Origin of the sequence: Methylomarinum vadi, assembly GCF_000733935.1 — a bacterium.
In the GTDB taxonomy this organism is placed as follows: Bacteria; Pseudomonadota; Gammaproteobacteria; order Methylococcales; family Methylomonadaceae; genus Methylomarinum; species Methylomarinum vadi.
Map to the genome: position 1 here is coordinate 1,314,925 of NZ_JPON01000001.1, position 18,499 is coordinate 1,333,423.

At 53.5% G+C, this 18,499-nt stretch carries 20 protein-coding genes and 2 pseudogenes; 8 read left to right on the forward strand and 14 right to left on the reverse strand.

Annotation, left to right across the window (positions count from 1 at the left end; all coding sequences use genetic code 11):
* Positions 1–3 precede the first annotated feature (3 nt).
* From EP25_RS0106690 to EP25_RS0106710, 5 genes are all read right to left on the reverse strand, one after another.
* Positions 4–627 carry a phosphoribosylanthranilate isomerase gene (locus EP25_RS0106690; protein WP_031433155.1) on the reverse strand — a complete coding sequence of 208 codons (624 nt, stop codon included), beginning with the start codon at positions 625–627 and terminating at the stop codon, positions 4–6.
* Positions 628–747: 120 nt separating this feature from the next.
* On the reverse strand, positions 748–1,383 hold the full coding sequence (locus tag EP25_RS0106695) for a DUF2231 domain-containing protein (protein WP_031433156.1): 636 nt from the start codon (positions 1,381–1,383) through the stop codon (positions 748–750).
* 15 nt (positions 1,384–1,398) lie between these two features.
* Positions 1,399–2,244 carry a sensor histidine kinase gene (locus tag EP25_RS0106700; RefSeq protein ID WP_051906452.1) on the reverse strand — a complete coding sequence of 282 codons (846 nt, stop codon included), beginning with the start codon at positions 2,242–2,244 and terminating at the stop codon, positions 1,399–1,401.
* 15 nt (positions 2,245–2,259) lie between these two features.
* Positions 2,260–2,382, reverse strand: coding sequence for a hypothetical protein (locus EP25_RS24035; RefSeq protein WP_268745412.1), 123 nt, complete (start codon positions 2,380–2,382; stop codon positions 2,260–2,262).
* Between the two features lie 248 nt (positions 2,383–2,630).
* Positions 2,631–2,843, reverse strand: coding sequence for a CHASE sensor domain-containing protein (locus EP25_RS0106710; RefSeq protein ID WP_031433158.1), 213 nt, complete (start codon positions 2,841–2,843; stop codon positions 2,631–2,633).
* Between the two features lie 109 nt (positions 2,844–2,952).
* On the opposite strand from EP25_RS0106710, the gene tnpA (EP25_RS0106715) reads away from it, so the two are divergent.
* Positions 2,953–3,384: an IS200/IS605 family transposase gene (gene tnpA / locus EP25_RS0106715; protein ID WP_031432165.1), complete on the forward strand. Its 432-nt coding sequence runs from the start codon at positions 2,953–2,955 to the stop codon at positions 3,382–3,384.
* 125 nt (positions 3,385–3,509) lie between these two features.
* Here tnpA (EP25_RS0106715) and EP25_RS23825 read toward each other — a convergent pair.
* The 9 genes and pseudogenes from EP25_RS23825 to EP25_RS0106770 all read right to left on the reverse strand — a co-directional run bounded on the left by EP25_RS23825 (position 3,510) and on the right by EP25_RS0106770 (position 12,585).
* Positions 3,510–4,025, reverse strand: a pseudogene (locus EP25_RS23825) (YfiR family protein).
* Positions 4,026–4,363: 338 nt separating this feature from the next.
* A pseudogene (tnpA, locus tag EP25_RS0106735) lies at positions 4,364–4,795 on the reverse strand (IS200/IS605 family transposase).
* Positions 4,796–4,871: 76 nt separating this feature from the next.
* Complete coding sequence (gene truA, locus EP25_RS0106740; RefSeq protein WP_031433161.1) at positions 4,872–5,675, reverse strand: tRNA pseudouridine(38-40) synthase TruA; 804 nt, start codon at positions 5,673–5,675, stop codon at positions 4,872–4,874.
* A 284-nt stretch (positions 5,676–5,959) separates the two neighbouring features.
* A complete protein-coding gene (locus EP25_RS0106745; RefSeq protein WP_031433162.1) occupies positions 5,960–6,451 on the reverse strand; it encodes a L,D-transpeptidase in 492 nt (163 codons plus the stop codon).
* Positions 6,448–7,782 carry a 23S rRNA (uracil(1939)-C(5))-methyltransferase RlmD gene (rlmD, locus tag EP25_RS0106750; RefSeq protein WP_031433163.1) on the reverse strand — a complete coding sequence of 445 codons (1,335 nt, stop codon included), beginning with the start codon at positions 7,780–7,782 and terminating at the stop codon, positions 6,448–6,450. Before rlmD ends, EP25_RS0106745 begins: the two co-directional genes overlap by 4 nt.
* Positions 7,783–7,784: 2 nt before the next feature.
* Positions 7,785–8,369, reverse strand: coding sequence for a YdbL family protein (locus EP25_RS0106755; RefSeq protein ID WP_031433164.1), 585 nt, complete (start codon positions 8,367–8,369; stop codon positions 7,785–7,787).
* 55 nt (positions 8,370–8,424) lie between these two features.
* Positions 8,425–10,452 (reverse strand): C4-dicarboxylate ABC transporter, encoded by a 2,028-nt coding sequence (locus tag EP25_RS0106760; protein ID WP_152555611.1) that lies wholly within the window; start codon positions 10,450–10,452, stop codon positions 8,425–8,427.
* 32 nt (positions 10,453–10,484) lie between these two features.
* Positions 10,485–11,375 carry a cysteine synthase CysM gene (gene cysM, locus EP25_RS0106765; RefSeq protein ID WP_031433166.1) on the reverse strand — a complete coding sequence of 297 codons (891 nt, stop codon included), beginning with the start codon at positions 11,373–11,375 and terminating at the stop codon, positions 10,485–10,487.
* A gap of 145 nt (positions 11,376–11,520) precedes the next feature.
* Complete coding sequence (locus tag EP25_RS0106770) at positions 11,521–12,585, reverse strand: YeiH family protein (protein WP_031433167.1); 1,065 nt, start codon at positions 12,583–12,585, stop codon at positions 11,521–11,523.
* 102 nt (positions 12,586–12,687) lie between these two features.
* On the opposite strand from EP25_RS0106770, the gene EP25_RS0106775 reads away from it, so the two are divergent.
* The 7 genes from EP25_RS0106775 (at position 12,688) to dapE (ending at position 18,404) form a co-directional block, all read left to right on the forward strand.
* Complete coding sequence (locus EP25_RS0106775; protein WP_031433168.1) at positions 12,688–13,545, forward strand: LysR family transcriptional regulator; 858 nt, start codon at positions 12,688–12,690, stop codon at positions 13,543–13,545.
* 193 nt (positions 13,546–13,738) lie between these two features.
* Entirely contained in the window at positions 13,739–14,524 is a 786-nt protein-coding gene (locus EP25_RS0106780; RefSeq protein WP_031433169.1) for a M48 family metallopeptidase, read from the forward strand.
* On the forward strand, positions 14,524–15,723 hold the full coding sequence (dapC, locus tag EP25_RS0106785; RefSeq protein WP_031433170.1) for a succinyldiaminopimelate transaminase: 1,200 nt from the start codon (positions 14,524–14,526) through the stop codon (positions 15,721–15,723). Before EP25_RS0106780 ends, dapC begins: the two co-directional genes overlap by 1 nt.
* Before the next feature lie 7 nt (positions 15,724–15,730).
* Positions 15,731–16,549 (forward strand): 2,3,4,5-tetrahydropyridine-2,6-dicarboxylate N-succinyltransferase, encoded by an 819-nt coding sequence (dapD, locus tag EP25_RS0106790; protein ID WP_031433171.1) that lies wholly within the window; start codon positions 15,731–15,733, stop codon positions 16,547–16,549.
* Positions 16,550–16,690: 141 nt separating this feature from the next.
* Entirely contained in the window at positions 16,691–16,933 is a 243-nt protein-coding gene (locus EP25_RS0106795; RefSeq protein ID WP_031433172.1) for a hypothetical protein, read from the forward strand.
* A 2-nt stretch (positions 16,934–16,935) separates the two neighbouring features.
* Positions 16,936–17,277 (forward strand): ArsC family reductase, encoded by a 342-nt coding sequence (locus EP25_RS0106800; protein WP_031433173.1) that lies wholly within the window; start codon positions 16,936–16,938, stop codon positions 17,275–17,277.
* Complete coding sequence (gene dapE, locus EP25_RS0106805) at positions 17,274–18,404, forward strand: succinyl-diaminopimelate desuccinylase (RefSeq protein WP_031433174.1); 1,131 nt, start codon at positions 17,274–17,276, stop codon at positions 18,402–18,404. Before EP25_RS0106800 ends, dapE begins: the two co-directional genes overlap by 4 nt.
* Positions 18,405–18,499: the final 95 nt, after the last annotated feature.

Genomic DNA, 18,499 nt, shown 5'->3' on the forward strand with positions numbered 1-18,499 from the left:
ATTCTAATTTATCGCTTGATTGGTTTTTTGTATGAATGCCGCCATTTTCGCCGCATCTTTTATACCTTTTTCGCTTTCCACTCCACTGCTGACATCCAGCGCGTAGGGCCTCACTTCGGCAATGGCGCGAGGAGCATTGTCCGGTGTCAATCCACCCGCCAACACGATCGGCAATGCGCAATCCCTGGGAATCAGGGACCAATCGAAGCCATTGCCGCTGCCCCCTTTCAAGCCCGGATGATAGGCGTCCAATAACAGCGCGGAAGCATCATGATATTGCCGGACAATTCCCGCCATATCCACGTTTTCCTTCATGCGGATCGCTTTCATATAAGGCTTGCCGTAAATCCGGCATTGGGCCGGCGTTTCATCGCCATGAAATTGTAGGCAATCCACCGGCAGCCTATCCAGCACCTCTCTGATTCTCTCTTCCCCGGCATCGACAAATAATGCAACCACGGTCACAAAGGCCGGCAATGCCTCGATTATCGCGGACGCCTTATCCAAATTAATATTCCTCGGGCTGGGCGGATAAAAAACCAAGCCAATCGCATCCACTCCCAACCGTGCCGCGTAAACCGCATCTTCCTCTCGGGTAAAACCACAAATTTTAACGCGCGTCCGCATAAAACGCCTCAAAAAATCAAGCCTATTAGGATACCATAAATTGCATTGGCATTACCGCCTAACACAAATAATAAAGGCCGATCTTAGTCGGCCTTTATTCCATCTACCGCCATCACTGGATTAATGAGAATGCTGGTGGTCATGAAAGAAATCCAGCATCGAAGAATTGACTGCCTCGACCGCGACGCCGTATTTGTAGACCATCAAGCCTCCCAGGTCGGCGGTGAAAACCACCAGCAATCCCAAAATCACCGCAATAATCAGATACAAGACATTGGCGCCGCCTTTGATCACACCGCGGCTGAGCAGTCGCCACAGCGACAACACGGATGACAAAATCAGAATACTGATGCCCAAATGCTTATGCCGTTCCATGATGGCATGCACATTGTCTCCGTGGGGTACCGAAGCGGCTGCCGCCAAACCGGCGGCAACGGTGGCGGCCGCCATGATCGTACCCAAATAAAGAAACCAGCTTGCCGCCTGGCGCCAGCTTTGTTTACCAAATAGACTGCCTGCCAAATCTATCAAAACAAAGAAACTGAATAACGCGATCGGAAAATGAACGACCAGCGGATGAATGTTCGCCATTGCCGAAATCCCCGGCATGATCGTGGCAAAAATATCGGTCGGCGACTTGGTCGTTAGATTTTCCAGGAAAGCCAGCAATTGCTCGACCGTCCCGGCGACTCCCCCCCCATGCTTTCCCTGTGCGCCATGGACGGCGAAGGAAAGGTAATTATTCGTATCGAACATAATTGATTAGTGTTGTCATTGACCAGTGAGGATTTTACCACCAGTCGACAACCGGCAAAACCGTAAAAAACGCTGGCAGTTAAGAGGTGCGTAACAATTGCTGGAATTGTTCATTTTTCTGACAATCGCTAACCCCAAACCGGTTCCGGCGTATTTACGGGTGTTCGACGCATCGACCTGCGTGAAAGGTTCAAACAAAACGCTTTGTTGCTCCGTGGAAATGCCGATACCGGTATCCTCAATCAACACTTCCAACATATCTGGACCATTGTTATCTTCATGATGACTGACCGCTACTGAAACATAACCTTGTTCGGTAAATTTAACCGCATTATTCACCAGGTTATAGAGAATTTGCCGAAGTTTCTGCTCATCACCAAAGAAATATCGCGGCAAATTCTCGCTTAAACAATGCCGCAATTCGATCGACTTACGCCGGCACTCGTAACACTGCCCTGAGATTACCGTCAACAAAACTTGATAAAAGTCGACGCAAACCTGATCGACTTCCATTTTTCCCGCTTCGATTTTGGAAAAATCGAGAATATCGTTGATTTGAGTTAACAACGAATTGGCGGATTGGTTGATAATCGATACATATTCCTTCTGCTCCGGATTCAAGGTAGAGTCTTTTAATAAATCGGAAAAACCAATCACGGCGTTCAACGGAGTCCGAATTTCATGACTCATAACCGAGAGAAATTCGGATTTGGCAATACTGGCTTTTTGCACCTGTTCCGCCAAGATTATGGCTTTATTTCTCGCCTCGATCAGATCGGAAGTCCTTTCTCCGACCTGTTGCTCGAGCGTGTCTTTCTGGTCTTTTAAGGCCTCGTTCCAATCATGGATTTTTTCCATCATATCATTGAAGGCTCTTCACAAACGGCCGACCTCATCATTCGTCGTGACATGGGTCCTTTTTTGGTAATTATCGGAACGACTCACGTCCTCGCTGATTTCGACCAGATCCAGAATCGGGACGGACGATCTTTTAGCCACCTCTTCCAGCATAAAAACACCATTAACCCGGCGATGGCTAAACCCAGTAAAGCGATACCCAATTCTCTTATCAACCGTTGATAGGTATCGCGTAAGCTGACAACCAACACGATTCGGCCGTATTCTACTTGTCGTATATCAAAGACTTGCAACGTCTGCAGCGCAAACAATATCTGACGGCATTCGGCAAGCGATTGACCGTTAATTTCCCAATCTCCCTCGCGTATAAACTCGGCAAAGGGACGCTGCTACCCCGGCTTAATAACCGCGGCATAGATTACGTTCTTATGCGCATGGAGACTTTGTAGCGTTTGCTTGGCTTCCTCGCTGTTATCGAAAATCAACGAGGGAATGACGGATAAGGCGATCACTTCGGTCAGCGCATTGAACTCGTTTTCCAACACCATCCGATTCGAAAGCAACGTGTTGATCAGCAACACACTACCGGCACTCAAGGCCATGAACAGTATGCTCGTACTGATCAGTAGCCTTAATTATCCATCATAAGGTTTAAACCACCGGCTTTAGCCGGTCAGCTTTAGCTGCGATAATTTGCCCAAGGAGGTGGCGATGGACTATAGATACGGCAGCCATACGGTTTACCAAATTGAGTATCATTTTGTTTGGGTTACGAAGTATCGTTATAAAGTGCTGAAGGATGAAATAGCCGAACGAGTGAGAGACTTGGTGCGGCAGACATGCGAAGCCTTTGAGATACGGATTATCAAAGGTGTCGTGAGCAAAGATCATGTGCACATTTTGGTGAGTGCGCCGCCGACTATGGCCCCAAGCGAAATCATGAGGCGAATCAAGGGACGAACTTCGAGCTATCTGTTCGAAGAGTTCCCGCACTTGAAAAAGCGATATTGGGGTCGACATTTTTGGGCCCGCGGTTATTTTTGCGCCACAGTGGGGCAAATGACTGATGAGATGATAAAGCAATATTTGGAGCATCACTTTGAACCTAATCCAAACGATAATTTCAAGATGGAGCCCGACTAAGACGCGTCGTTTAGTCGACGCGTATCCGGACTTTCAGTCCGTTATTGGAACCCACCCGCTTGAGCGGGTGGTTGTTTAGTTATTCCTGATCGACGCATTGCCAAATCCCAGCATAGAGAGTACCTTTAATTCTTTACCGCCTGGCCAACAATCCGGGCCAATTTTAAAATTCGCCAGTTGATGACCAAACCGGACCGTTTGACGGCATCTAAGTTAATATTGAGTTGAATTTTGCCGCCATTATTTCCCAGCCCCACCATGCCGCCCGCTTTAACGAAATCCAGGCTATCACTCACCGTCAACATGGGTTGCCTTTGAAATTACAACACCAAGGGCAACAATTTAGAGCGCTTCATCTCGCTGATGAACAAAATCTAGCATTGTTCTATATTGCGAAGGCGAGACAGATTGACTACTTCCAGGCGCCTTCCGCCAATATTAGAGCGATCCACCTGCTCGAATGATTCTTGCACGACATTACCGCCAAAGACACTCAGTTTCAGCGTCGCCCCGGTTTGTGGAAGAACTTGCTCCGCCCAGTCAGTGAAACGCGTCAAATTCAATGTCAACACGCTCAATAATTGCTGTTCTTCAACGGTTTTCGCATTCACCGATAGCATGACAATCAAACGCAGCAGCATGACTACCCCGAAGGAAATAACTATTTGCAACGAAAAAATCACGATACTCGAATTCCTTCCGGTTCATTTTGCCAATAAACGCCGAAAGAAAACAGGTGTCTACATATATGGCAAAAAAATACCATAGTTTTATTTCGGCATCAGTTTCTTCGTACTGGGTTTGTCGGAACGCTTAGCAAAATTTCGATTCGATATCTGAATTCCCGCTAATCGAATAAAGCGCCAACAATCAATACCTCTGAGTTGAGCAACGCAACTACTAAACAACCACCCGCTCAAGCGGGTGGGTTCCAATAACGGACTGAAAGTCCGGATACGCGTCGACTAAACGACGCGTCTTAGTCGGGCTCCATCTTGAAATTATCGTTTGGATTAGGTTCAAAGTGATGCTCCAAATATTGCTTTATCATCTCATCAGTCATTTGCCCCACTGTGGCGCAAAAATAACCGCGGGCTCAAAAATGTCGACCCCAATATCGCTTTTTCAAGTGCGGGAACTCTTCGAACAGATAGCTCGAAGTTCGTCCCTTGATTCGCCTCATGATTTCGCTTGGGGCCATAGTCGGCGGCGCACTCACCAAAATGTGCACATGATCTTTGCTCACGACACCTTTGATAATCCGTATCTCAAAGGCTTCGCATGTCTGCCGCACCAAGTCTCTCACTCGTTCGGCTATTTCATCCTTCAGCACTTTATAACGATACTTCGTAACCCAAACAAAATGATACTCAATTTGGTAAACCGTATGGCTGCCGTATCTATAGTCCATCGCCACCTCCTTGGGCAAATTATCGCAGCTAAAGCTGACCGGCTAAAGCCGGTGGTTTAAACCTTATGATGGATAATTAATCGAACCGTTCGGCATTTTTGGGCAATTTAGCAAAGACAGGATGTGCGCTAATGCCATATTTTTCCGGGTAAAAAACACCTCCCAAATACAGACCTTGCGGCGGCGCGGTCAATCCACCCTGTTTGCGATCCTTAACCTGAAGCAAATACTCGGTCCAGTCTTCCGGCTTGCGTCCGCGGCCTATATCCATCAACACCCCGGCAATATTGCGAACCATGTGATGCACGAATGCATTGGCCGAAATATCCATGATCACTCTATCCTGCTCGCGATGGACGTCGATGAAATACATAAGCCTGCAAGGACTTACCGACTGACAACTGGTGGCGCGAAACGAGGAAAAGTCATGCTCGCCGATCAGCGCTTGGGCGGCCCGGTGCATTTTTCTCTCATCGAGTGGTTCGAAGCACCACGTCATTTGCCGATGGACTAATGCCGAATTGACCGGTCGATTAAAGAAAATATAACGATAAAAGCGGGCGATAGCATTGTAACGCGCATGAAAATCGTCAACCGCCGGCCTGGCCCACAAAACCCTGACGTCGTCCGGCAACTGAGTGTTGCTTCCCATGACCCAGGCGCGCGGATCGCGCTCAACCTCGCAATCGAAATGCACAACCTGCTCCAAGGCATGGACACCGGCATCGGTGCGTCCGGCACAAACCACCGTGATCGGCCGGGAGGCTATCTTAGTCAAAGCCTTTTCCAGTTCGGCCTGCACGGTACGCTTGCCCTGCTGATGTTGCCAGCCGTGAAAGCGGCTTCCGTCATATTCGACGCCTAATACGATTCTGGGCATGGTTAAACAAAACTCATCGTTTGTGAAATTTCGACACAGGGGTGTTTTTCAGAGAACGCCGTTCACCCAGCACCTAAATTCCATAGACTATTGGCTATGTCCATCATCTTCGTTAATTTAGGTGCTGGGGTCTTTACGACAGCATCTGACCGCCAAGGATGATAGAAATGCAGGTTTTGCAGGGAGCCAAAATCTGCCCTGCTGTCGAAACCCCTGCTAAACTCCCCTGTACCGCCTTGGTTAAATGCCGAAATTTGAAATGCGAATGGTATAAAAATATCCCCCTATTCATGGATAAAAACCCGACAACCGACTGCAATGCGACCGAACAAATCGACCACATCGGCGTTCTTCATACGGATGCAGCCGTGCGACGCGGGTTTTCCCTGCAGCAGATGATCGGGGCACCCGTGGATGTAAATATAGCGCCAACCGGAATCGACCCGGCCATAACGGTTCCTGCCCGGCTCGAGGCCGTTCAGCCACAGTATCCTGGTCAAGATCCAGTCACGCTCGGGATGGGTGCGGGCCAATTCCGCGGTGTAAGTCTCTCCGGTCGGCCTTCTGCCGACGAAAATCGCATTCAACGGCTGATCCGCGCCGATCTTGGCGCGCACCTTATGCCATCCCCGCGGCGTGCATTCGCTACCCATCCGCTCGCCGGGACCGTTCTTCGCGGTCGAGACCGAATAGGCCTTGACCGTAACCCCCTTCTGAACCAGCCGCAGCCGTTGCTCGGCAATCGACACATCGAGATAGGATTCGTTCTTGATCATTTCTCGAACAGTGCAATCGACTCGACATGGGCCGTCTGCGGAAACATGTCCATCACCCCTGCCTTAACCAGCTTGTAGCCCAGCTCATTGACCAGAATGCCGGCGTCGCGCGCCAGCGTGGACGGATTGCAGGAAACATAGACGATGCGCTCGGGATTCCAATGCTTGAAATTATGCAAGACTTCGGAAGCGCCGGCGCGCGACGGGTCCAGCAAGACCTTGTTGAATTTCTGCTGGCTCCATTGTTGATCGCTGACATCCTTGCTTAAATCGGCAACATAAAAATCGGCATTGGTCAGATTATTCAGTCTGGCATTCTCGCGGGCATGCTTGACCAACGGCAGGTCGCCTTCGACCCCGACCACATGACCGGCCAGGGTCGCCAGCGGCAACGTGAAATTGCCCAGACCGCAAAACAGGTCCAGCACGTTGTCATTCTCGTTCAATTCCAACGCCTCGATGGCCCGATTGACCATTTTGCGGTTGATATCGTAATTGACCTGGGTGAACATAGCCGGGCGGAATCTGAATTGTATACCCTGATCCGGCAGGGAATAGCGCGGAACGACCTCCGGGTCGCCCGGAATCGGCATGATCGTGTCCGGCCCTTTCGGCTGCAGACAGATGCTGATGCCATGCGCCTTGCCGAACTCGCTCATGATCCGTTTGTCCTCGGCCGTCGGTGGCTCCAGCACGCGAAAAGCCAATACGCATTGCTCGTCGCCGATGGCGACCTCGATTTGCGGAATCTTGGCCTTGATCGTCAACCTGCCGATCATCTCCGATAACGCCAGCAAATTTTCCCCGACGATCGGGCGCATGACCTTACAGCTTTCGATTTCGGCCAGAAACGGATTGCGCCGTTCGCGAAACCCGACCAGCACTCGGCCTTTTTTTGCGACGTATTTGACCCCCATCCGCGCCTTGCTGCGGTAGTTCCAATGCGGCCCTTTCAATGCCTCCCATATTTGCGGGATTTCGACCTTGCCGATGCGGCGGAATTGTTCTCGTAACAAATCCTCCTTGAAATGGATCTGTTCGCCGTCATCGACATGCTGAAAGCTGCAACCGCCGCAGACACCGAAATGGGGACAGGCCGGCTCCACCCGATGTTCCGATTGAGTCAGTAAGGCAACCACCTTGCCTTCGGCGTAATCGCGCCGGCTATCGGTATAGACGAACTCCAACTCCTCGCCGGGCAAGGCTTCGTCGATGAATACTACTTTGCCGTCGACATGGGCGACGCCGCGCCCGTCATGCGCCAACGATTCGATGGTGACTTTGACCGGGGTTTCCGGTATTTTTTTCTTTCTGACTCTTCTGCCTGCCATGCTTATTTCTGTTTCCAACTGCCGTTTGAAGTCTGATACCACCACCCGGCGTGGGCGTTACCCACCCAACGCTTGGCGAAGGTATCCTTGATTTGATTGAACCATTCCGGATGCCCGTTGGCATTGGCGATGGCTTGATAAAGCTTGTTGCGGTCGGCGTTCTCGGCCGCAATCAGTTTGTTGACCTTATTTTTATCCCTGAGCGATACGCTGCCCTTGACCGTCAACAGGCCGTCGGCCTTAATGCCGATCGCGCCGTTGTCGTAAAAAGGTTTAAGTTCGGAAAAGCGCCGCTGCATCGAGGCCTGCACCCTGCGGATATCGGGGCTGTCCACCGAAAGATTGGCTTCGGCATGGGCCGGACTGATAAAAAAATCGAGCACCCGATCCACGGCATAAAAACTTAGGCGTTGCCCCGTCAGGCCCGATTGCGGCTGTGCCGGCTGTTGCGTGCCGCTGGCCGGTTCCTGTTGAATGTCCTGAATGATCTCGTCGGCCACTTTCTCGGCCGCCGCGGCCGGAAAATAAATATTGATCGTCACGCAGGCGGTCAAGAACAACGCGCCCAAAAATGTCATCTGTTTCATCATGGTCTCCCGTTGGGATAATATCCTCAAAAATGCGCGCAACATTCCGAACCGATTATTCCACCACCGCCTCATCGGTCGCGGTAATCCGGCGTAGCCGCTGTAGCAACACATTCCAATCCAGACGGGGATTATAGCCGATCACGTCGATCCTGGGCAGGCCGCCCCCCTTGACCAGGTAATAACCGTTCTCGGCCGGCTCGACGCCCATCATTTGGCAAACCCCGTTATTCAGGTAACACCCGAACCCCAGTTTGTCATACCCGAAGTTATCGAAAAAACGCATGAAACCGCGGGAAATCGCATCCGCCGCGCCGCCACCGCCGATGCTGGCGATGTTTTCGACCGCCTTTTGGCTGATGCGGTGGCGGGAATCATCGTCCTCCGGCGTGCCGAACCAAGCATAGAACGACACCGGCCGCCAATTCTCCAGATACAGATTATGCGCGTAACCGGAAAGGCGCCCCTCGATGGAGCCGAACTGAAACTTGCGGGTGATCGCATTCAGATCGAGATTGTCGACATCGATATCGGCATAGAACTGGGCGAAATCGCTAAACATGCCCGAAGACGCAAGCTTCTTGATAGTCACTTCGCCGTCGAACACCTGCATGGTCAGTTTGCCGTTTAGCTCCAGTTTTTTATTCCGGTAACTAACCGATGGAATGCGCCCGCTAATTTCACCGCTGAGCGGCGTCCAGCCCAGGGCCTGCGACAACTGCTCCAAGGATAGATTGTGCAAGGCTCCGGAAAAATGGACATCGGTATCGTCGTTTTCGGCGGCATAGCTGAACCGTTGAATGTTTAATTGGCCGCCCAATAACGGAATGTCGGCGGGCTGTTGCAGTTTGAATTGTTGACCTTCGGTAATGAATTCGATCCGACCGGCTTCGATCGGTATCGCTTTTAATTTCAACTGCCGCCAGCCCAGGGACGAAACTGCCGCATTGCGCGGCCGCCAATCGATCTTGCCTTCGGCATCGACGACTTGAAAACGTCGTTGGGGGTCATCGATGCCCAATCCGGAAAAATCCAGCGATATATCCTCGATTGCATCGGATTTCATCGACAAGCCGATGTCCAATCGTCCCGCCGGCGCCAAGCCGGCGAACGCTCCTGCCTCAAGAAAAGGGGTCAGATATATGGGGGCCGCCGTGGTCAAATCGGGAATCCGCGCGCTGATCCGTGCTTGCCGTAACAATGGTGCCGAGTTCAGCCCCAAGGTGGCGACCGCATCCAGCTCACCCACCGACGGATGTCGCAACACGGCCGAATGCAGGTTAATTTCATCGCTTCCCGGGCGCCAGACACCTTCGCCGGACAGGCTGATCGCTTTCCCTTCGTTGGCTTCCAAAAACACCGGCTCTACGTACAATCCTCCTTCGCGAAAATCCGCATCGCTACGCCAATGCCATTGCTTAGGTTGTCGTGACGCGCGCAGCGTCGTGGCCAAGGTAATCGCTTCGCCGGCGAGTTTGTTGCCGGCCTGCAACGAAACGCGTTTCAACAAGGCGTCGATGAACAGTTCTTGCAATTGCGCCTTACTCCCTCGTAAGTCGAAAGCCAAGTTTGCCGCGCCGACGAGGTTTTGCAGCTGGTCCAGCCCGATCTGCTTGTGCAAGTCGGCCAGATCGATAGCGTCTCCCCTTCCCTTAACCCGCCAATTTCCTTCTTGCTCCCAAACCGTGACACTCACTCTACCGCCGAACAGGCGCAAATTATCGAGTCGGATGGAGCCCTGTTGATCTTGTACCTGCAGGGAAAAATCGAAGGTCGGTGAGTGTAATTGCTTCGACTCGATGCGTCCTCGTCCTTGCCGACACTGCAGAAAACGATCCCGCCATTGAAAGGCGTCACAACTAATTTGAAACGCGGAAACGCTATCAAAAGGTGGAGGCAGTCGCAGCGAGGCCGATTTTAGCGTCCATTGCGCCTGCTCCCTGTCGATGGCGGTCAGGCTTAACGAGACCTCTTTCAGCGACCAGTCGCCAACCGTTATCTTGCCCACAGTCAAGGCTGCCGATTGCAAGGCGGCGACTGTCGGAATGTGAATTAACAGTAAGACGATAACAAAAAATTTCAATCGCAACGAAAAACGGTCGGAACCCTTTTTGCCTAACTTGGAAAAACGCCCGTCGATAAATAACGGTCGCCACGGTCACAGATGATCGCCACGATCACGGCATTTTCAACCTCTTTGGACAATTGCAAGGCAGCATAGACGGCACCGCCGGAAGATACGCCGGCGAAAATGCCTTCGCGGGCGGCCAGGGCCCGTGTTGTTTCTTCCGCCGATTGCTGATCGACTTCGATCAAGCGGTCGACGCGCGTGGAATCGTAAATCTTCGGCAAATATTCCTCGGGCCAGCGTCGAATACCGGGGATTTTAGACTCGCCCGCCGGCTGCACGCCGACGATCTGAATCTCTGCATTTCGCTCCTTCAAATAACGCGAGGTGCCCATGATCGTACCGGTGGTTCCCATCGCGCTGACGAAATGGGTGACTTTGCCTTCCGTGTCGCGCCAGATTTCCGGACCGGTTCCCTCGTAATGGGCTCTCGGGTTGTCCGGATTGGAAAATTGGTCGAGAATCCGCCCCTTGCCCGCCGCTTCCATTTCCCGGGCCAGATCGATCGCCCCCTCCATGCTCTTCGCCGCCGGCGTCAGGATGATCTCGGCGCCATAGGCCTTCATCGAGGCGATGCGCTCCGCGCTCATGTTATCGGGCATGATCAACGTCATCTTATAACCCTTGATCGCCGCCGCCATCGCCAGCGCGATACCGGTATTGCCGCTGGTCGCTTCGATCAAACGGTCGCCGGGCGTGATTTCGCCGCGCGCTTCTGCATGCTGAATCATGCTCAACGCCGGCCTATCCTTGACCGAACCGGCCGGATTATTGCCTTCCAGCTTGACCAGCAGGGTATTGCCGGTTTCACTGGGCAAGCGCTGCAAACGAACCAACGGAGTATTGCCGACAAAAGACTCGATCGTGGGAAATGTCATTTCATGCTACCGAATTAATAAAACTGATACGAATTATCCCATAAATTACCGAAACGGGCTCGGCAATACCGCAACGCAAACACTGTGTTGCTTCATTTCATCACTGATAGCCACACCCTCGTCTTGCATCATTCTCATTCGCACGTCAACCAAACCTATTTCCCAATACCACGGTCAACCCTACCCCGCACAGCAACAGAAAGATAAACAGAATCGCGCCCAACAGCAGCGGCCGCCTGCCCGCCTTGATGACGGCTCCGATATGCGTATCCAACCCCAACGCGGCCATTGCCACGGCAAGCAACAGGGTATCGGCTTGCAACACCCGATTTAACCATGCTTCGGGAATCCAAGCGCCGCTGTTGAGCCACGGCATCAACAGGAAAACCAATGCAAACCAAGGCACATTCACTCGCGCGCCGTCGTTTTGTTGATTACTTTTCCGGTTCAACCAATACGAGAGCCCGAACAGCACCGGGGCCAGCAGCATGACGCGGATCATCTTGGTGATAACGGCGGCATGCGCGGCCCCGGCCTCGAGGCTTTGCGCGGCGGCGGCCACTTGCGCGACCTCATGCACCGTCGCCCCCACCAATCGTCCGACGGCCAACTCGGAATAATTAAACAATTGTTGAATTTCCGGTAATGTATAAAGGATCGGATACAACATCATCGCCGCGCTGCCAAACAAGACTACCGTGGCGATCGCCACCGATATATCGCTGTTACGGGCGCGCACAACCGGCGCCGTCGCCAATATGGCCGCCGCGCCGCAAACCGCGCTCCCCGCCCCAACCAGCAAAGCCGTGCGAGAATCGAGCCGCAACCAGCGTATGCCGATCCAGGCGGCCACAGCCAATGTACTCATGACAACCAACAAGTCCGTCAACAAGGCGGTCATGCCAACCTGCTGCAGATCGGCCAGACTGATCCGGAAACCGTACAGGACGATGCCGACACGCAATAGCCGGTTGCGGGCAAAACTCAGCCCAGGCTGCAGCCGGCTGCGCAGGGACGGCTTGAGACAGGAAGACAGCAACAGGCCGAGCAACATCGCCGGCATCAACGGTCCGACGACTTGCAGAAACGGCAGCGGTAACAGACAGACCCGCCATGCTAATAACGCCAATAGCAAGGCAAGCAACACGCCGGTTAATCTGCTCGATGCAATGGATTGAATGCTACGCGTTGAAGTCGCTGAACGTTTCATATTTATGCCTCCGAATTTAATTGAGGCCCATTGTAGTGATCCACCACATACCAGTAAAATGAGTAATTTTTATAGAATCTATCAATTTTTTTGGTAAATAGAATGCTATCGCTACGCCAATTGGAAATTTTTCTCGCCATCGCCGACAGCGGTTCGACAATAGCGGCCGCCGAACAGGTGTCCCGCTCGCAATCGGCCGTCAGCAGTGCCTTGGCCGAACTCGAAAACCGCCTCGGCGTCACCTTGTTCGATCGCGTGGGACGCAGGCTCGTCATGAACGAGCATGGCCAGCGTTTTTACCCGCAGGCGCGCCTGGTGCTGCATCAAGCCGATGCGCTCGGCGGATTGTTTAAGCGAGGCGGCGGAAACCTGCGCATTGGCGCCAGCACGACCATCGGCAATTACGTCTTGCCCGACCTGTTAGCAAACGCCGCACACCTTCCTTGCCGCCGGGTCGAGATCGGCAACACCCACGAGATCGCCGACAGCGTCGCTCGTTGCGATTTGGATGTCGGACTAATAGAAGGCAAGTTACAGCATCCTGATCTCAGGACCACGCCTTGGCGGCAAGATGAAATGGTCATCGTCGCTGCCAGTGAATCGCAGTGGTCAAGCCTATCCGATGCCGCCACTGCGCTGGCCCAAGCCCCTTGGATCATGCGCGAAGCGGGTTCGGGAACCCGGAGTATCGTCGAACAGCAATTACTCGGCGATTTCGAAGCGGTCAATATCGTGTTGGAATTGGGGAGTTCCGAGGCAATTCACAATGCCGTGCTGGCGGGACTGGGGATCAGCTGCTTATCGCGCCATATCGTCCAGCATTCATTGGCTAGCGGCCGCTTGCGGCTGATCGCTCCGCAACGACGGCTCTGGCGTCGTTTTTACATCGTCCAACACCGCCAGCGCGAAACAACCGCTGCAATCAAGCGTTTTTTAGCGCTTTGCGAACAATCCAGTTGACCGGAAACATAGCCGCGCGCCTTATCTCTACCAAAGGCCGCGCGAAGCCAGTTTGCCACTATCAGCGAAGTTTCGAGGCCAGCTGACCCTGGTTTCCCGATCGGAAATCGACGCTCAACATTTTTCCCATCCCACGGCAAGTTACGCTAAAATAGCGTGCTGATCCGATAATCCGCTACATCAGTCGACCGTTATGCTGAAGAAATCATTGTTCGCACTCGCCTGCATCCTGGCCGTAAGCGCCTGCGCAACCAGTCCGACCGGCAGATCGCAATTCATTTACATGCCCGACGCCCAGTTGAATCAAATGGGGCTACAGGCTTTCGATAACCTCAAAGCGGAAAAACCTGTCAGTAACAATCAACGTTACATTAAATTCGCCAATTGCGTCGCCGAAGCATTGATTCACGAAGTCGGCGGCAATTGGGAAGTGGTCGTATTCGAGGATAAATCGCTGAACGCCTTCGCCCTGCCCGGCAACAAGATCGGCGTGCATAGCGGTTTGATCGAGCTGGTCGACAACCAAGACCAACTGGCGGCGGTCATCGGCCATGAAATCGGTCATGTGATGGCCCGGCACAGCAACGAGAGAATGTCTCAGGAAACCGCCGTCAACACCGGTATCGCCCTGATCCAAGCGGTCAGCGCGCCGGAAACGGCGCTCGGGCAAACCGCCATCGGCCTGCTCGGTGTCGGCGCCCAATACGGCATCATTCTGCCCTATAGCCGCACGCACGAAAGCGAAGCCGACATCATCGGCCTGGACCTGATGGCTAAAGCCGGCTTCGATCCGCGGCAAAGCATTACTCTCTGGCAAAAAATGGATGCCGCCGGCAACGGCCAGGAACCGGCCGAGTTCCTTTCGACTCACCCGTCGCACGGCACCCGCATCGAGGACCTGAACAAACACATGTCCAAGGCCATGCAATATCGCCAGCAGGCCTTGGCGATCGGCAAACAACCCCGCTGCAGCAAATAATGAATCCGAACCTGAATCAACTGCATCCCTATCCGTTTGAGAAACTGAACAAACTCAAACAAGGCGTCACGCCGCCGGCCGATAAGGACCATATCTCCCTATCGATCGGCGAACCCAAGCATCCGACGCCGCATTTCATCCAGGAAACCTTATTGGCCCACCTGCACGGCCTGGGCAATTATCCGACGACCAAAGGTCTGCCGGAACTGCGGCAAGCCATCGCCGCATGGATCAGCAAACGCTTCGCTATTCCAAGCGGATTGATCGACAGCGACAGTCAAATCCTGCCGGTCAATGGCACCCGTGAAGCGCTGTTTTCGTTCGCCCAATGCGCCATCGATCCGGCCGACAAGCCGTTGGTCGTCATGCCCAACCCTTTTTATCAGATCTACGAAGGCGCGGCGTTGCTGGCGGGGGCCGAACCCTATTATCTGAATACCACGGCGGAAAACGCCTATTTGCCGGATTTCGACAACGTGCCGGAACCGATCTGGCAGCGCTGCCGGCTGTTGTACATTTGTTCGCCAGGCAATCCGACCGGGGCCGTGATCGAACGCGACATCCATTTCAAGCTGCTCGAACTGGCGGAAAAATACGATTTTGTGATCGCTTCGGACGAGTGTTACACGGAAATTTACGACGACGAGAGCAACCCTCCGCAAGGGCTGTTGCAAAGCGCCTATCAAGCCGGCAATACCGCCTTCGAACGCTGCGTGATCTTTCATAGCTTGTCGAAACGTTCCAACGCACCCGGCCTGCGCTCCGGTTTCGTCGCCGGCGACGCCGAGGTATTGCGGCGTTATTTTCAATACCGCACCTATCACGGTTGCGCAATGCCGCTCCCGACCCAACATGCGAGCATCGCCGCCTGGCGCGACGAGATGCATGTCGAACAAAACCGGCAACAATATCGGGAAAAATTCGCTGCCTTCATCGATATCCTGGCGCCGATCTGCGAGTTGAGCAAACCGCCGGCCAGTTTTTATGTCTGGCTGAAAACTCCGATCGCCGATACCGACTTCGCCCGCCAGTTGTTCGCGGCGCAAAACGTCACGGTGTTGCCCGGCAGCTATCTGTCGCGCGACAGCAATGGCATCAATCCGGGCGAAAACCATGTCCGTATCGCTTTAGTGGCGCCATTGGACGAATGCGTCGATGCCGCCAATCGTATTAAAAACTTTATTCACACATTAACCTAAGAGAACAATGTCCCAATTAGAAAACATCATCAACGACGCCTTTGAAAACCGTGCCGACATCACGCCCGCCAATGCTCCGGCGGAAATTCGTTCGGCCATCGAGGAAGCCATCAACATGCTGGACAACGGTTCCGCCCGGGTCGCCGAAAAAATCGACGGCGAATGGGTCGTCAACCAATGGCTGAAAAAAGCCGTATTGCTGTCGTTCCGCGTCAATGAAAACCGCGTCATGGACGGCGGTGTCAACCGTTATTACGACAAGGTCGAAACCAAGTTCGCCACCTACACGCCTGACGACTTCGCCAAGGCTGGCGTCCGCGTCGTGCCTAACGCCAACGCCCGCCACGGTTCCTATATCGCACCGGGCGCGGTGTTGATGCCTTCCTACGTCAATATCGGCGCCTATGTCGACAGCGGCACGATGGTCGACACTTGGGTCACGGTAGGTTCCTGCGCGCAGATCGGCAAGAACGTGCACCTGTCCGGAGGCGTCGGCATCGGCGGCGTCTTGGAGCCATTGCAAGCCGGTCCGACCATCATCGAAGACAACTGCTTCATCGGCGCCCGTTCCGAGATCGTCGAAGGCGTCGTGGTCGAGGAAGGCTCGGTGATTTCGATGGGCGTTTACATCGGCCAGAGCACCAAGATCTTCAACCGCGTGACCGGCGAAATCATCTACGGCCGGGTACCGGCCGGCTCCGTGGTCGTCCCCGGCAGCCTGCCTTCCAAGGACGGCAGCCACAGCCTGTATTGCGCGGTCATCATCAAGCAAGTCGATGAAAAAACCCGCAGCAAAACCGGCATCAACGAGTTGTTGCGCGATTAAAATCGTCGGTATTTCAACCCGAATTCCGCTTTTGCTTCATCCAGGCTGCATGAAACAACTGTAGCCCGGATGAAGCGCAGCGGAATCCGGGATAGAATGTTCCATCCAGGCTACAGCTTCTTACCTTAACCAACATCTTCTATGACCGAAACCATTTCCAGCAACGCTATCATTTACGCGATCTTGTCGCTGAACAGCGAAATCGAACTGCAGAAAGAATATATCGAATCCCCCGAGCTTTCGGCCGACGAGCGGGAAAACGAAGAAGATATCCTGGGCGATATGGAACAGGCTTTCATGGAGTTTCTCGGCGCCTACAAGGCGCGTTGCAGAAAAGACAAGACGTTGCCTTCCATCGACGAACTATTAACCAGTAAACTGTAAGCATGAAGACCCTGTACGGCATCAAGAACTGCGACACCGTTAAGAAAGCCCGCAAATGGCTGGATGAGCACGGCGTCGATTACCGTTTCCACGATTACCGCGTCGACGGACTGGATTTAGACTTATTGCTCCGCTTCAATGCGGCAATGGGGTGGGAATCGATGTTGAACAAACGCAGCACCAGCTGGCGGCAACTCGATGAGGCGCAAAAAAACCATCTGAACGAACAAAGCGCCTTGAAGCTGATGCTGGAGATCCCGACGCTGATCAGGCGCCCTATCCTGGATACCGGCGAGCAAATGCTAATCGGCTTCAACGCGGAACACTACCAAAAAGCCTTATGAGCGACACACTGGAATTGTTAAAAGACCTGATCCGCCGACCCTCGGTCACGCCCGAGGACGCCGGCTGCCAGGACCTGCTAATCCAACGGCTGCAGAAACTCGGTTTCAAGAGCGAACGGCTGGATTTCGCCGATACGCAAAATATCTGGCTGCGCCGCGGCACCGCCAAACCCTTATTGACCTTTCTCGGCCATACCGATGTGGTACCGCCTGGCCCGTTGGATGCCTGGCTGTCGCCGCCGTTCGAGCCGACCATCCGCGACGGCAAACTCTACGGCCGCGGCACGGCCGACATGAAAGGCAGTATCGCCGCATTCGTCACGGCGCTGGAACGCTTTCTGGCAGAGCATCCCGACCACCAAGGCTCCATCGCGGTGATGCTGACCAGCGACGAGGAAGGCATCGCCACCCATGGCGTGGTCAAGGTGGTCGAGGTACTGGAACAGCGCAACGAAAAGATCGACTGGTGCCTGGTGGGCGAACCCTCCAGCTCCACACGAGTCGGCGACGTCATCCGCGTCGGCCGACGGGGGTCGTTGTGCGCCAAATTGACCGTTAAGGGCATCCAGGGCCATGTCGCCTATCCCGAAATCGCCGAAAACCCAATTCATTCCCTGGCTCCGGCACTAAAGGAATTGACCGAGGAAGTCTGGGACCACGGCAACGACTACTTCCCGCCGACCAGCCTGCAGGTCTCCAACATCAACGGCGGCACCGGCGCGGAAAATATCATTCCGGGCGAGATCGAAGTGCAGTTCAATCTGCGTTTTTGCACCGAACTGGACGAGGAAACGATCAAACGCCGGGTCCACGCCATCCTCGGCAAGCACAAGCTGAAATACGAGCTGGACTGGCGTCTTTCCGGCAACCCTTTTCTGACTTCGCAAGGCGAGTTGATCGAAGCCGCGCATGCGGCGATCAAGCAGGTCGCCGGCCTCAACACGGTGAACGACACCGGCGGCGGCACCTCGGACGGCCGCTTCGTCGCGCCGACCGGCGCCCAGGTCATCGAATTGGGCCCATTGAATGAGAGCATTCACAAGGTCAATGAAAACATCGGCCTGGAAGACCTGGAAGTACTGAGCCAAATTTATGAACAGATGCTAGTCGAGTTGCTGGTTAAATAATCTTTATCGAGTTACGGTTCAATCCCTATCCCGGAGTCCGCAACGCTGCATCCAGATTAAATTTTGTCTAAGCTTATGACATTTCCTAAACTGAA

What these genes read in the sequence shown, in the direction of transcription:
- EP25_RS0106690 (WP_031433155.1), bottom strand. Translation starts at nt 627, where the DNA reads ATGCGGACGCGCGTTAAAATTTGTGGTTTTACCCGAGAGGAAGATGCG.
- EP25_RS0106695 (WP_031433156.1), bottom strand. Translation starts at nt 1,383, where the DNA reads ATGTTCGATACGAATAATTACCTTTCCTTCGCCGTCCATGGCGCACAG.
- EP25_RS0106700 (WP_051906452.1), bottom strand. Translation starts at nt 2,244, where the DNA reads ATGATGGAAAAAATCCATGATTGGAACGAGGCCTTAAAAGACCAGAAA.
- EP25_RS0106710 (WP_031433158.1), bottom strand. Translation starts at nt 2,843, where the DNA reads ATGGCCTTGAGTGCCGGTAGTGTGTTGCTGATCAACACGTTGCTTTCG.
- tnpA (WP_031432165.1), top strand. Translation starts at nt 2,953, where the DNA reads ATGGACTATAGATACGGCAGCCATACGGTTTACCAAATTGAGTATCAT.
- truA (WP_031433161.1), bottom strand. Translation starts at nt 5,675, where the DNA reads ATGCCCAGAATCGTATTAGGCGTCGAATATGACGGAAGCCGCTTTCAC.
- EP25_RS0106745 (WP_031433162.1), bottom strand. Translation starts at nt 6,451, where the DNA reads ATGATCAAGAACGAATCCTATCTCGATGTGTCGATTGCCGAGCAACGG.
- rlmD (WP_031433163.1), bottom strand. Translation starts at nt 7,782, where the DNA reads ATGGCAGGCAGAAGAGTCAGAAAGAAAAAAATACCGGAAACCCCGGTC.
- EP25_RS0106755 (WP_031433164.1), bottom strand. Translation starts at nt 8,369, where the DNA reads ATGAAACAGATGACATTTTTGGGCGCGTTGTTCTTGACCGCCTGCGTG.
- cysM (WP_031433166.1), bottom strand. Translation starts at nt 11,375, where the DNA reads ATGACATTTCCCACGATCGAGTCTTTTGTCGGCAATACTCCGTTGGTT.
- EP25_RS0106770 (WP_031433167.1), bottom strand. Translation starts at nt 12,585, where the DNA reads ATGAAACGTTCAGCGACTTCAACGCGTAGCATTCAATCCATTGCATCG.
- EP25_RS0106775 (WP_031433168.1), top strand. Translation starts at nt 12,688, where the DNA reads ATGCTATCGCTACGCCAATTGGAAATTTTTCTCGCCATCGCCGACAGC.
- EP25_RS0106780 (WP_031433169.1), top strand. Translation starts at nt 13,739, where the DNA reads ATGCTGAAGAAATCATTGTTCGCACTCGCCTGCATCCTGGCCGTAAGC.
- dapC (WP_031433170.1), top strand. Translation starts at nt 14,524, where the DNA reads ATGAATCCGAACCTGAATCAACTGCATCCCTATCCGTTTGAGAAACTG.
- dapD (WP_031433171.1), top strand. Translation starts at nt 15,731, where the DNA reads ATGTCCCAATTAGAAAACATCATCAACGACGCCTTTGAAAACCGTGCC.
- EP25_RS0106795 (WP_031433172.1), top strand. Translation starts at nt 16,691, where the DNA reads ATGACCGAAACCATTTCCAGCAACGCTATCATTTACGCGATCTTGTCG.
- EP25_RS0106800 (WP_031433173.1), top strand. Translation starts at nt 16,936, where the DNA reads ATGAAGACCCTGTACGGCATCAAGAACTGCGACACCGTTAAGAAAGCC.
- dapE (WP_031433174.1), top strand. Translation starts at nt 17,274, where the DNA reads ATGAGCGACACACTGGAATTGTTAAAAGACCTGATCCGCCGACCCTCG.